General features: G+C 58.0%; 12 protein-coding genes. 5 read left to right on the top strand and 7 right to left on the bottom strand.

Going from position 1 to position 14,639, the window contains the following annotated elements:
• The first annotated feature begins 156 nt into the window (after positions 1–156).
• The 4 genes from ACZ5B4_RS06660 to ACZ5B4_RS06675 all read left to right on the top strand — a co-directional run bounded on the left by ACZ5B4_RS06660 (position 157) and on the right by ACZ5B4_RS06675 (position 5,560).
• A complete protein-coding gene (locus tag ACZ5B4_RS06660) occupies positions 157–1,221 on the top strand; it encodes a DUF1559 domain-containing protein (protein WP_464913650.1) in 1,065 nt (354 codons plus the stop codon).
• Between the two features lie 81 nt (positions 1,222–1,302).
• Complete coding sequence (locus tag ACZ5B4_RS06665) at positions 1,303–1,773, top strand: carboxypeptidase-like regulatory domain-containing protein (RefSeq protein WP_464913651.1); 471 nt, start codon at positions 1,303–1,305, stop codon at positions 1,771–1,773.
• Positions 1,774–1,890: 117 nt separating this feature from the next.
• Positions 1,891–4,200, top strand: coding sequence for an FG-GAP repeat domain-containing protein (locus ACZ5B4_RS06670; protein WP_464913652.1), 2,310 nt, complete (start codon positions 1,891–1,893; stop codon positions 4,198–4,200).
• A 232-nt stretch (positions 4,201–4,432) separates the two neighbouring features.
• Positions 4,433–5,560, top strand: a complete 1,128-nt coding sequence (locus tag ACZ5B4_RS06675; RefSeq protein WP_464913653.1) for a hypothetical protein — start codon at positions 4,433–4,435, stop codon at positions 5,558–5,560.
• Positions 5,561–6,313: 753 nt separating this feature from the next.
• Here the strand turns inward: ACZ5B4_RS06675 and ACZ5B4_RS06680 are convergent.
• A complete protein-coding gene (locus tag ACZ5B4_RS06680; RefSeq protein WP_464913654.1) occupies positions 6,314–7,318 on the bottom strand; it encodes a polyprenyl synthetase family protein in 1,005 nt (334 codons plus the stop codon).
• Positions 7,319–7,723: 405 nt separating this feature from the next.
• Entirely contained in the window at positions 7,724–8,512 is a 789-nt protein-coding gene (locus ACZ5B4_RS06685) for a Nif3-like dinuclear metal center hexameric protein (protein WP_464913655.1), read from the bottom strand.
• Between the two features lie 249 nt (positions 8,513–8,761).
• On the opposite strand from ACZ5B4_RS06685, the gene ACZ5B4_RS06690 reads away from it, so the two are divergent.
• Positions 8,762–9,175 carry a DUF4186 domain-containing protein gene (locus ACZ5B4_RS06690; RefSeq protein ID WP_464913656.1) on the top strand — a complete coding sequence of 138 codons (414 nt, stop codon included), beginning with the start codon at positions 8,762–8,764 and terminating at the stop codon, positions 9,173–9,175.
• A 68-nt stretch (positions 9,176–9,243) separates the two neighbouring features.
• Here ACZ5B4_RS06690 and ACZ5B4_RS06695 read toward each other — a convergent pair whose 3' ends face one another.
• The 5 genes from ACZ5B4_RS06695 to ACZ5B4_RS06715 form a co-directional block, all read right to left on the bottom strand.
• Positions 9,244–10,623: an NAD(P)(+) transhydrogenase (Re/Si-specific) subunit beta gene (locus ACZ5B4_RS06695; protein WP_464913657.1), complete on the bottom strand. Its 1,380-nt coding sequence runs from the start codon at positions 10,621–10,623 to the stop codon at positions 9,244–9,246.
• A 129-nt stretch (positions 10,624–10,752) separates the two neighbouring features.
• On the bottom strand, positions 10,753–11,103 hold the full coding sequence (locus tag ACZ5B4_RS06700; RefSeq protein WP_464913658.1) for an NAD(P) transhydrogenase subunit alpha part 2: 351 nt from the start codon (positions 11,101–11,103) through the stop codon (positions 10,753–10,755).
• Positions 11,104–11,260: 157 nt separating this feature from the next.
• On the bottom strand, positions 11,261–12,394 hold the full coding sequence (locus tag ACZ5B4_RS06705) for a Re/Si-specific NAD(P)(+) transhydrogenase subunit alpha (RefSeq protein ID WP_464913659.1): 1,134 nt from the start codon (positions 12,392–12,394) through the stop codon (positions 11,261–11,263).
• Positions 12,395–12,698: 304 nt separating this feature from the next.
• Positions 12,699–12,941 carry a hypothetical protein gene (locus tag ACZ5B4_RS06710; protein ID WP_464913660.1) on the bottom strand — a complete coding sequence of 81 codons (243 nt, stop codon included), beginning with the start codon at positions 12,939–12,941 and terminating at the stop codon, positions 12,699–12,701.
• 144 nt (positions 12,942–13,085) lie between these two features.
• Entirely contained in the window at positions 13,086–14,453 is a 1,368-nt protein-coding gene (locus tag ACZ5B4_RS06715; RefSeq protein ID WP_464913661.1) for a dicarboxylate/amino acid:cation symporter, read from the bottom strand.
• Positions 14,454–14,639 lie beyond the last annotated feature (186 nt).

The following is a 14,639-nucleotide window of genomic DNA, read 5'->3' on the forward strand; positions in this document are numbered from 1 at the left end:
TTCAATCTAGCAAGATGCACGTGGAGAGCCACGTGGAGAACTAACCGATCGGCGGTGTTCAACGGCTAATTATAAGCGTTTCAGTGACGGTGTCACGTTTGTCGCGTTCATCCAAAGAGTTTCCTCGTCTTGGGTCTCAAGAAAGGACGGTGTCTCATGTTGCGGGTCAGACGAAGTTATTGGTTCACGTTGGTGGAGCTTCTCGTGGTGATTGCCATTATTGGCATATTGATCGGCCTGCTCCTGCCCGCGGTGCAGGCTGCCCGGGAAGCGGCCAGACGAACGCAATGTGTTAACAATCTGAAGCAGGTTGCTATGGCGTTGCACTCTTACCATGATACTTACCAGAGCTTTCCCGCACTGGGTTCCCGTATCGTTGACGCGTCCCGCAGACCATGGCACTTTTATTCTTGGGCGATGATGATTTTGCCGTACATTGAGCAACGTGCGCTTTATGATGAGGTAATGGCGGCCGCGAGAGCTGGCACAATACCGTCACCGTGGTCGAGCTGGGCGACGTGGAATCGCGATTTGGCCTCGTTCATGTGTCCCTCGGACATACCTCCTCCGAACCGCAGCAAGGCCCCTGCACTCCTTAACTATAAAGCGTGCGTCGGCGACGACTATCTTCAGAACCATCTCCCACCTCAAAATCCCCAAGTGACCGGCGCCCCGGTGGGGATCCAAAATCGGGGCATTTTCCAGCCCGAGCGATGGCTGGGAATTTCATTCGTTTTGGATGGCACGTCCAATTCGGTTATGCTTGGCGAGATGGTGGTCGGAGGTCGGCCGCCCGAGTTGCTCGGCAGTGTCGCATTAAATATGAGTACCACGACCCCGGCGGCTTGTGTCGCGCGGATTGATCCCACCGATCCGAAGAGGCTCACTGGGCCTGTCCAGGATAACTCACGGCCCGTGGGTGGTCGTGCGTGGTACGGGCTACCGAATTTTTCAGGCTTCGCCACAGTGGTTCCCCCTAACGGCCCAAGCTGTCTTTACGGAGTGGATGGAAACGAATTCATGGGCACGGCGTCCAGTCGACATCCCGGCGGGGTGAACGTCGCGCTGGCGGACGGCTCGGTTCGATTTATAAGCCAAACGATCGATACCGGGATTCAGGCCGAACCCGACATACAGAATCCCGGATCGCGGCGGTCCCCATGGGGCGTCTGGGGGGCCCTGGGCAGCTGCACTGGAGGCGAAGCTGTGTCCGCCCCTTGATAACTCACCATTACCTTGTCGCATTTATCGTTCGGTCGGTGTATTGCCCTTCGTCATACCGGCTATCGAAAGGGAGCAGTAATGCTGCGCAACACAACGTTGAACGGGATCAGCATCCTTTTATTTACGGGAATCCTCGTGGTATCCACAGGATGTGGGAAGCGTGGCCCGAAGCTGGTGGACGTAAGTGGCACGGTCACTTTGGACGGACAGCCGCTGGGCAATGTGATCGTTACCTTTGTGCCCATCGAAGGCGGCGTTTCCTCATCCAGTGTCACCGATGAAGCTGGGCGCTTTAGACTCTCGTGCTCGCTGGGCCGAGGCGCCTTGGTGGGCCGGCACCGGGTGTATGTCCAATCACAGGCGGCCGGCCCGGAAGACATCATTATTCCCGATGAGGACGCCCCCGATTACAGGCCGGATCCTTACGCGAGCCTCCGCGCACCGCATTTCGTTGAAAAGATACCCGGCCGTTATAACACTAATACCGAACTTGTTCAGGAGGTACGGCCGGGTGTTATCGTGAATCTTGACTTGACATCCCGCCCGTGACTCCTTACCTGCGGATTTCTTGTTAAAGTGAAAGGCATTAATGCCGGAGAAAGGGGCAGATTTTATACACATCGATGCTCCCAGCAGTATGAGATTGCGGACACCGAGGAGTAGTTCATGATGCGCGTTCTTCAACGACGAGCGGCGGCGAAGTTATCTCTTGTCTTTTTCATACCGGGGATTTGTGCGTGGCAAATCGAATGCATAGGGCAGTGTTCGGCAGAGGTGCGTTGGAATCTGAAAAGTACGGCGCATGGTGATTTGCCGGTTCCCAATTTGGGAAGCGAACAAACATGTTGCATCGTGCTTGATGTTGACCAAGACGGTATCGACGATTTCGTGGTTGGTGAACGGACACAGGCACCGTCATTGGTTTGGTATAAGTGGCATGGTAGGGGATGGTATCGCTACATCATCGATCCCGATGCCTTACCCCTTGAAGCAGGAGGAGCCGCGGTTGACATCGATGGGGATGGAGACCTTGATTTGGTGTTCGGCGAAGACTACCGAGGAAACCGAATCTGGTGGTGGGAGAACCCTGCCCCGGATTTTCGCGGCCCGTGGCGACGACGAATCATCAAGAATTACGGGGACCGTCAGCATCACGACCAGGCTTTCGGCGACTTCTTGAAGTTGGGGCGTCCCCAACTGGTGAGCTGGAACCAGAAAGCAAAATCGCTGCTACTTTTTGAAATTCCTAAAGACCCCAGACAGGCGGAACACTGGGAGGGCCGGGTGGTTTTTCAGTGGGTGAGTGGGCCGCAGCGAGAGGGCTTATCTGCTCAATCCGTTGATGTTGATCTGGATGGACAGATTGACATTGTTGGGGGTGGGTCCTGGTTCAAACACAAAAGTGGTTACGAATTCCAGGAACACGTCATTGATCCGGCTATGGTGACGACTCGATGTGCCGTGGGGCAGCTCGTCCCCGGAGGACGTCCGGAAGTCGTTCTGTCCCCCGCCGAAGAGTCCGGCATCGCTCGTTGGTATCAATGGGACGGAAGCCGCTGGATCGCGCACGATTTGGGCTTCGTCCGTAACGGCCACACCTGCGAGATCGCAGATTTTGATCAAGATGGTCATTTGGATATCCTGATCGGTGAAATGGGAAAACCGGGGGCCGGTGACGATGCAAAGATTTTCATTTGGTATGGTGACGGTGCGGGAAACTTCCGGCAGACGATCGCCTGGCATGGTTTGGCCATTCATGAGGGAAGAGTGGGTGACTTTAACGGCGATGGGCGACCGGACATCCTAGTAAAACCCTATAGCCATCGCGCCCCTCGCGTCGACGTCCTCCTGAATATGGGGACCCAGGATTTACCTCTCGATCGGTGGACGCGAGTGGAGATCGGCCAATTGCCACATCGCGCCATCTTTGTGAACGCCGCCGACATCAACGGTGATGGCCTGTTAGATATCGTGGCTGGGGGATGGTGGTGGAAAAATCCTGGCACGGTCGGTGCTGCATGGCCACAACATTCCATCGGTCCGTCTCTTCGAAACATGGCCGCGGTTTACGATTTTAACGGTGACACGCTTCCGGACGTTCTGGGAACAAAAGGCGAGGGGAGCGATTCTAATCGAGATTTTGTGTGGGCCCGCAATACGGGCCCAGGAGAGTTCGAGATACTGGACAACATCCACTACTCCGGCGGCGGAGATTTCCTGCAAGGCTGCATCGTCGGCTCGCTTCCGAATGGTCTGAGCGTGTTCCTCTCCTGGCATCGAGACGGCGGCGGCATCCACGTCCTTTCCGTGCCCGAAGCTCCCGCCGATTCCCCTTGGACCTCTCATTTGATTAGTGAGACGGTTAGCACACCTCCTCAGGGTGAAGATTTGGCCTTGGGCGACATTAACCGCGACGGCGACCTCGATCTTTTGCTGGGTGACAAGTGGCTGAGAAATGACAACGGACAGTGGACCACGGTCGTGATCGGGAATATTGAGCAGGGCGAGCCGGATCGCTGCCGCCTGGCGGATGTCAATCGTGACGGCCGCCTAGATGCCGTTGTCAGCTTGGAGAAAGGAACCGACGTGTTATGGTTTGAACAACCAGTCGACCCCATGAGTCTATGGCACAAGCATAGGGTCGGCGTGGTAGACGGCCAAGGATTTAGTATGGACGTAGCCGACTTTGACGCAGACGGTTACCCCGACGTGGTAGTCGGAGAACATCGCGGTTCCCAGATGAACCGAGTGATCGTGTTTCGCAACCCCGGGCGCGAAAACCCGACGAACTGGAGTGACTGGCCCGCCGTCGTGATTGACCAGGGCAGTTCCGGAACCATCGACCATCACGATGGCACTTTGGCATACGACATTGATCGCGACGGCGACCTGGACATCATATCCATAGGTTGGCGCAATCCCAAGGTGTGGCTATTTCTCAATCAAGCGATACGCAAGACAACGAACGCCGAGTGATTCCTACAACGGCACGCTCTCGCCGGTCATAAACGCACGTCATAAAATGTAACCATCAAGCACCCTGTGGAGGAAGAACGTGATCGCACGTAATTGCGTTATAATCGTTGCTCTTGTCCCATACCTGATGTGGGGTTATGCGGCTCGGACGCAGTCCGCCGAGCTAGGTCCTCGCTCCGGAGATGTCTATAGGGAGTATATCCTTCACAACTCGGGGGATCGTGCTTGGCGGGTGACCAGTCCTGAGGCACGCGATCCTGGAGCCCAGAAATTCTTACCGAATCCAACCTGGGAGCTGGAGATTGACAACCTCGAGGGCGCAGTCCGTGCCGAGGTAATCCTTGACCGTTGGGGTGGACATCTGGATACAATGAACCCTGCAATCCGCTTCAACAAACAGGAATGGCTTGCCCTAACTCCTCCTACGATGACAAATGGTGATTCGCTCCCGGAGAATTATTATTTCCAAGACAATCCTGTGATTGCGGTGCCGTTACAACATCTCAAGGAGGGCACAAATATCATAGAGGGAATCTGCGGACACAAGAAGCCTGGGGGATGGGGACAATGGGGCCTGTATTCCCTCATGTTGCGGGTGTATTTCGATCCGACAAAGAAACCACATGTGAAAGGCCGCATTATTTCTCCTCTATCCGAGCAAACCATCGGGGAAAATCCGGTAATCACAATAGCCGTCGAGAGAGAGGATCAATTAGACCGAGTTGAAGTGTTTTCCTGGTATGAGGGTTACGACGAAAACGGGGACGGCCGCTTTCTTGATTGGCACGGGGGCTGGTTTCAGCCGGATCGTAACGAACCTGCACGATGGCTTGACCACGTCGGAACGGTGCTCGAGCCGCCGTTGCAAATTACCTGGGATACCCGGTGGGTTCCCGACCAGCCTCCGGGAAAGATTCGTTTGATCGCGCGCATCTGCGACAAGTCGGGGACTTGGCTTGTAACGGAGGAGGTGACGGGGCTGACATTGCATCGTCCCAATGAAACGGTCGCCTTGCATTGCGTGCGCGAGTTGCCTCCGGAGTTTGGTGTTCGTGTCGGCCAGCGCCGTTCATGTGTTATTAGCCTACCCGAAACTTATTACCCCGAAGCCGTCGTGGAGGCCGGGCTACATTACCGCACGTGGCACGGTTGGGATAGGCATCATGCACCTTACAAGCTCAACGACTATGAGCGACTGCACGAGGGGAATAACCACCACTATCACTATCATATCCACGCTATTCCCCCTCAGGTCTTGCGGCCTGGTGACAACATTTTCGAGATTTTCTCCGAAACCGACCATCACATGCTTGAAATCCTTTTGCCCGGCCCCGCTCTTATCATCCGCGCAAAAAAATGATCTGCAAACCAAGTCTTGTGCCCCTTCGGGTGCCGGCGGACGCGATGTGAACCTGCCAGGCAAAAATGATCGAGCACCACCCAATGGGCGCGCCACATTATGGTTAAGGAAGGGCGTCTCAAAGCCGATTCGCCGCGGGGCATCGGCCATCTCGATTGATTCGCGCTTTCTCGAGCCGGCCTGCGACGCGGGCAACTTTCTGACGGAGATTCTCAGACGCAAGCTGCGCGTGGTGGAGGACCGCTATCAGAAAAGCCGGCTAGAATACGAGCGTTGTGCCGTGCCGGCGGTTTCGTGCGGTTATGGTATACACCTTCTGGAAGACAACGTGCAGGAGTGCCGGGGGAATCTTTTCGACATTGCGAAGCAAGCCTACGCTCGCCTCAACAAAGACACGGCCAAAGACGCCTTTCTGGATCCGGGTGTCCCGGGGGCAGCGCCGGGCTCATCTACACCAAGGAGGCGAGGCCGGACGCCTTCGTGACTGTTTTCGTCTCGAGTGGAGCCGCCTGTGCGGCTAAGGATTCCCGGTTATCGTCGTGATGAACTGACAAATCGACAATTTCGGAAACTCGTTCGAGTCCACCGCGCCCATTCCGGCTTTTCTCCCTCGCTTCGCCTTCCGGACTTGCTTTTGACAGCAGGTTCTTCGCTTCCCGACCGAGGCAAGGGAATACGGGTTCTGCGCACCTTCAGCCACGGAAGCAGGGCAGGGCGAGGCGAGGCGACTTCTTGAAAAGGCGGAGTCGCTGCTTACTGTTCGCGATGACAGACGAACTCTGCCAACTGTCGCAGCGCCGCGGTGACGGCATTGTTCGGCAGCGGCTCTAAGACCTCCACGGCCTTCTGCACAAAGGACTGGGCCTTGCGATCGGCACGCGCCATCGCATCCGTCTGAACGAGCCGACTCCGAATTAAGGCTCGGAATCCCTCGCGGTGATCCCGCAGCGCGGCCACGACCTCCGCCCTCTCCTCTTTTCCAAGGCTTTCCAATAGATAGATCAACGGCAGCGTCGGTTTTTGCTTGCACAAGTCCGTGCCTAGCGACTTGCCCATTTTTCCTTCATCGCCCCAAATGTCGAGGATATCGTCCACGATTTGAAAGGCGATCCCCAAGTTGATGCCGAAACGGGCAAAGCGCTCGCAGACGTCCTCGTCGGCGCCCGCGTACAGCGCACCCAACCGTCCGCACGCCGCGTAGAGGGAAGCCGTCTTTTCGGAAATGATGTTGAGATACTCGTCTTCTTCCAGCTCGTAGTGCCCCCGAGTCGCAATTTGTCGCAGTTCGCCATGGCACATGAAATGGCTGGCCTTGGCAATTTCGCGGCAAGCATCCATGGTGTCCAGCGATCCGGCCAAGCAAATCGCACGTGCAAGAAGATAATCGCCGAGGAGAACGCTGGCCTCGTTGTCCCACCGAGCGTTGACGGTGTCCAAATGCCGTCGAATCACCGCCTCGTCCAAGACGTCGTCATGGACCAAACTAGCCGTATGCACCAGTTCAATAGCCGTGGCGATAGTGATGTGGTCGGGTGTGATTCGACCGCCGACCTTGCCGGCCAACACCACCAGGGCCGGACGCAGACGCTTGCCCCCCAATTGAGAGCCGTGCTTCAACATCCGGTCGATGAACTGACAGTCGCTCTTCAGCTCGCGGCGGAGAGCGTCCTCGATTTCCATCATCTCGCTCTGGATGACGGCATAGACCTGCCTCAGTTCGTCGGATGCCGCGGCCCAATTGGGGACTCCGGGATTCATGCTGAAGACGATCCTTCCGAAGCTAATACGGGGCTACCGGAAACAGCCCTCACCGCGCCGTCATCGTGCGGTCGAGCCTCCTCGCGAAATGCCGTAAACCGGCCGGTACAGCGCTGCGGTATGTCGGCGCCAAGCCGCTGCCCGTGCCGAAACCTCAAGTTTAGTCGCTCCGACACTGCTGCGACAGTCAGAATTACCCGTGCTCCCACGCGGATCGACCGCCCAAACATCGCGTGCGGACCGCATGTGCGGTGACATCCGGACGCAAGGATTAATCTCAATCATTCGTTAACTAATTCTTATTACGCATGCGCCGCCGGCAACGTTCGAGTCACCGCCGGGTCGGGATGAAAGGCTTGAGCCGCAATGTCGCCACGTTTTGCGTATCCGCCCGGGGAGCCTGCGCTACATCCAACGGATCGGATCGACTTCGGTGGAGGCCGGCCAAACCTCGACTTGGGGAAACTGTTCTTGCAGGACAGTCGCCAAGTGTTCCACCGCGAAGCGCTCGCTCGCGTAATGCCCCACCATCAGCAGCCCGATCCCGCGAAATTCCGCCTCGATGCAGCTATGGAATCGCGCCTCTCCCACGACAAAGGCCTGGCATCCCGCGCCGACGGCCGCATCCAACAGGTCCTCGGAGGCGCCGCAGCCGACGGCAACCCTTTGGACTCGCATTTGCGGCGATCCTACCGCGCGAGTGTACTTGATCCCAAGGACGTTTTTGACAAGCTGGGCGCATTCCAGCAACGACAGCTCCCCCGGCAGCGTTCCCAGGCGGCCCAATCCCAGTTCCGGAACCTCGGCGTTCGGAACGAGCGGTCGGATATCTTGCAGACCGATCTTTTCTGCCAAAAGCTGATTGATCCCCCGCGAAGCGGAATCGAAGGCGGTGTGCGGGCTGTAGACGCAGATACGCGCCGCGGCCAGTTCCCACAAGACTTTGCCGGTGAGCGTTTCGTCCGTCCAGCGTCGCTGCGGCCGGAAGGGCAGGGGGTGGTGCGTAACGACCAGCCCGGCCTCGCGCTCCACCGCCTCTCGGGCGGTTTTTTCCGATAGGGTCAGGCAGGTCATGATCTTGCGCACCCGCCGCTGCGCTGTACCGACCAGCAGTCCCACATTATCCCACTCTTCCGCCAATCCCAAGGGGGCGAAAGATTGCAGAAAGTCCATGACCTGACCGACCGAGAGCATGTCTGCCCAGCCTCCTTGAGTTTCGCGGTCTCCGCTTGATGTTGACGGTTCTTTTCACACAACTTCCCGTCGGCATGCCTACTCATTATGATGGCCGTGATCCAAGCACGAAACCGGCACCGATGTTTTCGCACCTTTTCGGACTTCCGCCGCGGCGGGGAGACCATCCGTCTCAACCGAGCCGTGGCGAGTCGAGAGGCAGGCCGGGCACCGTCCCCGCTCGCGCCGAACCGCAAAAAGAGCGCATCGATGGACCTGATCGATCGTCGACTGGACCGTTTGTCGCAAAACCGATTTCGCGCCTCTTTCGCCCTCTCCGATGCCGATCGAGCTTACGTCCATCGAAAGGGCTGGAAAACCATCGCCCGCCACGCAGAAGAGATCATCCTCACCCGTCTCGCGGAAGCGTTGCCCCCGAATGACGGCAGGCAAACTCCGTGGCAAGGGCATCCCGTCTTCGTGGCTCAACACGCCACGGCGACTTGCTGCCGCAAGTGCGTCGAGCGGTGGCACGCGATTCCGCGCGGCCGCCGACTCTCGCAAGACGAGGTCGCACTCCTAGCCGCCGTAATCCTGCGCTGGCTCCGGCGACGGATCGGCCCGGAATCGGACGGTGTCGCACACGACTCCGGTCATCCGCAACTGTTACTGCCCCTCGAATAGGTCTCGTGCGATTACCCGCGCACCGTCGCTGACCTTGGGCACGGTTCGCCGATCGCTCGCCGACCAAGTTACTCCTTCAAGGCCGCGATGAGGTCCAAAACCGCCTTCTTTCCGTCGGCGAAGAACATGAGCGTGTTCTCCGCAGCAAAAAGCGGATTCGGTATATTGGCGAATCCCGCACTGAGACTTCGTTTGATCACGACGACCGTCCTGGCCTTACCGACCTCGAGGATGGGCATCCCCGCGATGGGGCTTTGCGGATCGGTCTTGGCCAGCGGATTCACGACGTCGTTCGCTCCCAGCACCACCGCCACGTCCGTCTCGGCGAAGACGGGATTGATCTCATCCATTTCCTTGAGTTTCTCGTACGGTATCTCAGCTTCCGCCAAGAGCACGTTCATGTGGCCCGGCATACGACCGGCGACGGGGTGAATGGCAAACAGGACTTCGATCCCGCGGGATTCCAAGAGTTGATATAGATCGCGGACGGCGTGTTGCGCCTGTGCCACCGCCATACCGTAACCCGGAACAATCACGACACGCGAAGCGGAGTCGAACAAAAGGGCCAACTCCTCCGCCGAGGCCGATTTGACCGTCTTGTACAGATCATCCTGCTTGGGCGAGTCGTCGCCGGCCTGCAATACGCCGAACAAGACGTTCGTCATGGAGCGATTCATCGCCTTGCACATGATGTTCGTGAGAATAATCCCCGAGGCCCCCACGAGAGATCCCGAGATGATCAACACGGAATTGCCCAGCACGAAGCCGGTGGCCGCCGCCGCGAGACCGCTGTACGAGTTCAGGAGGGCGATTACTACCGGCATGTCGGCCCCGCCGATGGGATTGACCAACGTCACGCCGAGAATCGACGCGACCACGACAACCAACCAATACGCCGCCGCTGAATTCGGGTCGATCACCCCCCAAACCGTCAACAAGAGGGCGAGCAACCCGAGCACCGCGTTGATCGGCTGCAACAGGGGGTAGCGGACGGGCTGCCGAAAGGCCTTGTATTCCTCCAACTTGGCAAAGGCCAATAGGCTGCCCCAGAAGGTCACGGAGCCGATCACAGCCGAGGCATAGGTGGCGACGGCTACATCACTCAAGGCGAGAGGCGGCGAACGGACCAACTCGGCACCGGCAACCAAGACCGATGCCGCCCCGCCGAAACCGTTCAACAGAGCCACCATTTGCGGCATCGCGGTCATGCGAATTCGTACAGCCAGTACCGCGCCGATCAGGCCGCCCAGAACCAAGCCGACGATGATCCACGTGTACTCGATGACGTCCTGATGCATCAAGGTAGCGACCACGGCGATCAGCATGCCGAGCGCGCCGATGCCGTTTCCGCGGACGGCGGTACGGGGATGCGTCAACCCCCGAATGCCCATGATGAAGCAAATCGACGACACTAGATACAAGAGATTGATGATGGAAGCTTTATCCACGGCAAACTCGCTCTCGCCCAAATGCCGGCCTCAATCGCACTTCGGAAATGCCCCGGTCTTCGATTCAAGACCTCCATCCACGGCTGCCTGTCTCTCCGCCGCCCCGCCGTAACGCGAGGACTTTCCGCATCACTTCGATTTCCGTCGGAACATGTACAACATTCGATTGGTAACCAGGAATCCGCCCACCACGTTGATGGTCGCCAACGTTACCGCCAGCGTGCCCAAGATGGTGGCGATGATCGAGTGCCCCGCGCCGGCGGCAATGATCGCCCCCACGACCGTGATACCGGAAATTGCGTTGGAGCCGGACATCAAGGGCGTGTGGAGGGTCGGCGGGACTTTGGTAATGATTTCGAAACCCACGAATACCGCGAGCACGAAAATCGTGATTGCCAAGCTGAGCGGCAAGCTCGACGTTTGGTCCGAGGTTGAGGCGGCCTGCTCCGCGAAAAGAACCAAGTCAAACCACGCTGCCATAATTACCTCCTAGGAACTTCCACTTGCGTCCCGCCCCCAATCACGGGAAATCGCTTTCGCGCCGTTGATTCACCAAGCTTTGCGGAATACTAGCTCGCGTCTCCGAAAGCAAGTCGCGGTCCCACACTTATCCCACCTCCGGCAGCGGCGATCAGCATCACGTGCCGACCAATCCGGCATGAACGATCCGCCCATCACGACATAACATGGTCTCGCGAATGATTTGATCGTCCGCATCCAATTGTGCGGCCCCGTTTTTCACCAAATGCTGTAGGAAGTTCGTGACATTTTTGGAATACATCTGGCTGCCGTGGTAAGGCACTTCCGCAGGAAGATTGACCGGCCCAAGAATGGTGACGCCATTTTCCACGACGGTTTCACCGGCCTTGGTCAGCTCGCAATTCCCTCCGCGCTCCGCCGCCAAATCCACGATCACGCTGCCCGGCTGCATCCCGCGAACCATATCCGCCGTAATCAGCAGCGGAGCTCGCTTGCCGGGTATGGACGCCGTCGAAATAACTACATCGGACTGGGTTAAAACCCGGGCCATCATCTCGCGCTGCTTGCGATAGAATTCCTCCCCCAATTCCTTTGCGTAGCCCCCTTTGTCCTCCGCCGCAGCGGTTTCCAATTCCAACTCCAGAAATTTGGCTCCGAGGCTTTGCACCTGTTCTTTCACGGCAGGTCGCACGTCATAGGCGGAGACGGCCGCCCCCATGCGCCGTGACGTAGCGATCGCTTGCAACCCCGCCACACCCGCGCCGATCACAAACACTTTGGCAGGCGTCAAGGTTCCTGCCGCCGTCATCAGCATGGGGAAGATGCGGGGCAGGGACGCGGCCGCCAAAATCACCGCTCGATAGCCCGCCAACGTGGCCATCGACGAAAGAACGTCCATGCTCTGCGCCCGCGTGATACGGGGGAGCAACTCCAAGGCAAACAGAACAGCGCCCTTTTCCGCCCACCGTTGAATCAAATCCCGATGATTCCAAGGGTCCCACATCCCGATCCATATTTGCCCCTGCCGGCTGAGGGCCATGGCCTCGGAAGCGGCCTCTTGTGGTAGGTCCCAATGGACGCCGAGGACGACATCCGCCGCCAGAGCATCCGCCCGCGAGACAATTTGAGCCCCCTTTTCGGCGTACTCGTGGTCCGCGAACCCGGCCGATGTGCCGGCACCGGCTTCGACTCGAATACCGAATCCCGCTTTCACAAGCGGACCGACCTGAGCAGGGATGAGCGATACTCGTCGCTCACGGGGGAAAACTTCACGGGGAATGCCGACGATCATGGAAAACACCGGTCTCTTGACGCAATGCGGTATTCGCGGGTCCGTCGCCGCGATGGGTACCCAAGTTTTACAAACAAGCAAAAAGATCTGTTCGCGGTGAAGATTTTAGGATACCCCCGAGGCGCACGGCTTTCCAGGGGCACATTACCTCCCTCCTTTCCGGGGCGCGGCATCAACAGAAACGTTGGACGATCACGGCCCAATCCCCGGAGCAAGCCTACTGCGTGGGCACGTCAATCTCCGCCACGAAGCCCCCAATAGTTGCGCGGAGGACTTTCCCGCTCGGCCACCGGCCGCCCGACCGTCAGTGCGCGCTGAAGAACCGGGAATTGACTCCATCCGGTCCCACTCGCACGCAAATCGGGCGCGTGCATCGCGGACAGTGCCCCTGATAGGCGGTGCCCTCACGGTTGAGGTAAATGCGGGCATAGACTCCGCAACACTGGAAGAGAATTCCGAGAAAGGGCCGGACGGAGCGTCCCGTATCACCGAACCGAGGCGGCTCGGACGTCAAGTCGATGTGATCGGATTCCCTCTCTGCGGCCATGGCAAGCATCCTACACCGCAAACCGAACTTTCCCGCCATTTTCCTGCCCTAAATGGCGCGGTCCTCCAAGGTCTTTCGGTCGCTCCAGGCTTGAGGCTCAGCCAAAACTTGGCCGGGCGCCCCCGAATTGCGGGAAATGCGATCTCAACGCGTCTTCTCTTCCGTCAAGACGGCAGCCTTTTCCGAAGTCCTCAATCTTACGCATTCCGCAACCGTTAAATCCCCCACGACGTTGACCACGGTGCGACACATATCCAAGAAGCGATCGAGGCCGAGAATAATCCCGATGCCTTGGGCCGGAACGCCCACGCTTTGCATGATAATGACGATTACCGGTAGCGACCCGCCCGGAACACCCGCCGTACCGATACCGGCCAGCACGGCCATGAGGATTACCAGCAATTGTTGCAGGAGGGACAGATCCACGCCGAAGACCTGGGCAAGAAATAAAACCACCACGCCCTCGTAGAGCGCGGTTCCATTTTGGTTGGCCGTGGCGCCCACGGTGAGTACGAACCTCGCAACATTCCTCGGGATACCCAAATCCGTTTCGGCTACGCGCAGGGCGGTCGGCAGAGTGGCGTTAGAGGACGAGGTCCCAAAGGCAACGACGATAACTTCGCCGATTCGCGAGAAAAACTTGACCGGATTCCGCCTTCCCGCGACGAGCAGCATGAGAGGATAGACCACGAACATTTGTAGGGCCAATCCGAGCACGACGACGAGGACAAACGCGGCCAACGGTACGAAAAGGCCCCAACCCAGCCGAGCCGCGGCCCCGAACATCAAACACCCCACCCCGATCGGGGCTAAGGCCATGGCCCACTGCACCACCCGCATGGAGACGGCGAACAACGCCTCAAACACTTGCTTAAGCGGCAGCGATTGTTGACCCACAGCGGCCATGCCCATCCCAAAGATTAGGGCGAATATCATGACCGCCAACATACCGTTGCCTTTGGACGAGCCGTCCAGGGCGCCAACCATCTCTTGGAGGGGGTTTTCCGGGATCAAGTCGAGCAGGATAACACGCAGCGGCTTGGATTGCATGGCCGCAGCGACCGCATCCTGTGCTTGCCCCCCATATTGATGATTCAATGCCTCTCGCTGTTGCGTAGTGAGGGACCGCCCCGGCTGAATCGAATTAACCAATCCAATTCCGATTAGGACTGAAGACAGCGACAAAAAACCTGTGAGAAAAAGTGATATCCCGCCGATCTTTTGCAGCTTTCGGAGATCACCTAGCTCAACCGCCCCCAGGACCAAGGCTGAAAAGACCAGGGGCAAAACGATTGAGAAAATCAGTCGCAAGAATATCTTCCCAACCGGCTCGGTGACGTTCCGGATGAACCCATCAACCCGATCATGGCTGATTCCCAACCACGACGGCCCGCCGCCGGAAGATGAAAGCAGCAAGTTGACGGTCACCCCCAGGCCGACGCCCAAAATCATGCCGATTAGGATCCGCCGCGGTAGTTGCCAAGAATGGGATCGTTCACGGTCAGCCGTCATCGGCAACTCCAAAATCCATGGAATGAGGCCCGCGTGAAAGCTTACTGTTCCTCAACTTGACCTGCTATTGCAATCTAGCAAAAAGCGCGCGAGCCTTGGGGGACAAACCTGACGTCGCGATTGTGACGGACAGGTGTCAACAAAACCTAGTTAGTTTTGTTTCGTTTGCAATTTCCTGGTTCCGAA

The sequence above is a fragment of the Thermogutta hypogea genome (assembly GCF_055386265.1).

Excerpts from the sequence above, each read along its gene's own strand:
- ACZ5B4_RS06660 (WP_464913650.1), top strand. The coding sequence starts at position 157 with ATGTTGCGGGTCAGACGAAGTTATTGGTTCACGTTGGTGGAGCTTCTC.
- ACZ5B4_RS06665 (WP_464913651.1), top strand. The coding sequence starts at position 1,303 with ATGCTGCGCAACACAACGTTGAACGGGATCAGCATCCTTTTATTTACG.
- ACZ5B4_RS06670 (WP_464913652.1), top strand. The coding sequence starts at position 1,891 with ATGATGCGCGTTCTTCAACGACGAGCGGCGGCGAAGTTATCTCTTGTC.
- ACZ5B4_RS06680 (WP_464913654.1), bottom strand. The coding sequence starts at position 7,318 with ATGAATCCCGGAGTCCCCAATTGGGCCGCGGCATCCGACGAACTGAGG.
- ACZ5B4_RS06685 (WP_464913655.1), bottom strand. The coding sequence starts at position 8,512 with ATGCTCTCGGTCGGTCAGGTCATGGACTTTCTGCAATCTTTCGCCCCC.
- ACZ5B4_RS06690 (WP_464913656.1), top strand. The coding sequence starts at position 8,762 with ATGGACCTGATCGATCGTCGACTGGACCGTTTGTCGCAAAACCGATTT.
- ACZ5B4_RS06700 (WP_464913658.1), bottom strand. The coding sequence starts at position 11,103 with ATGGCAGCGTGGTTTGACTTGGTTCTTTTCGCGGAGCAGGCCGCCTCA.
- ACZ5B4_RS06705 (WP_464913659.1), bottom strand. The coding sequence starts at position 12,394 with ATGATCGTCGGCATTCCCCGTGAAGTTTTCCCCCGTGAGCGACGAGTA.
- ACZ5B4_RS06710 (WP_464913660.1), bottom strand. The coding sequence starts at position 12,941 with ATGGCCGCAGAGAGGGAATCCGATCACATCGACTTGACGTCCGAGCCG.
- ACZ5B4_RS06715 (WP_464913661.1), bottom strand. The coding sequence starts at position 14,453 with ATGACGGCTGACCGTGAACGATCCCATTCTTGGCAACTACCGCGGCGG.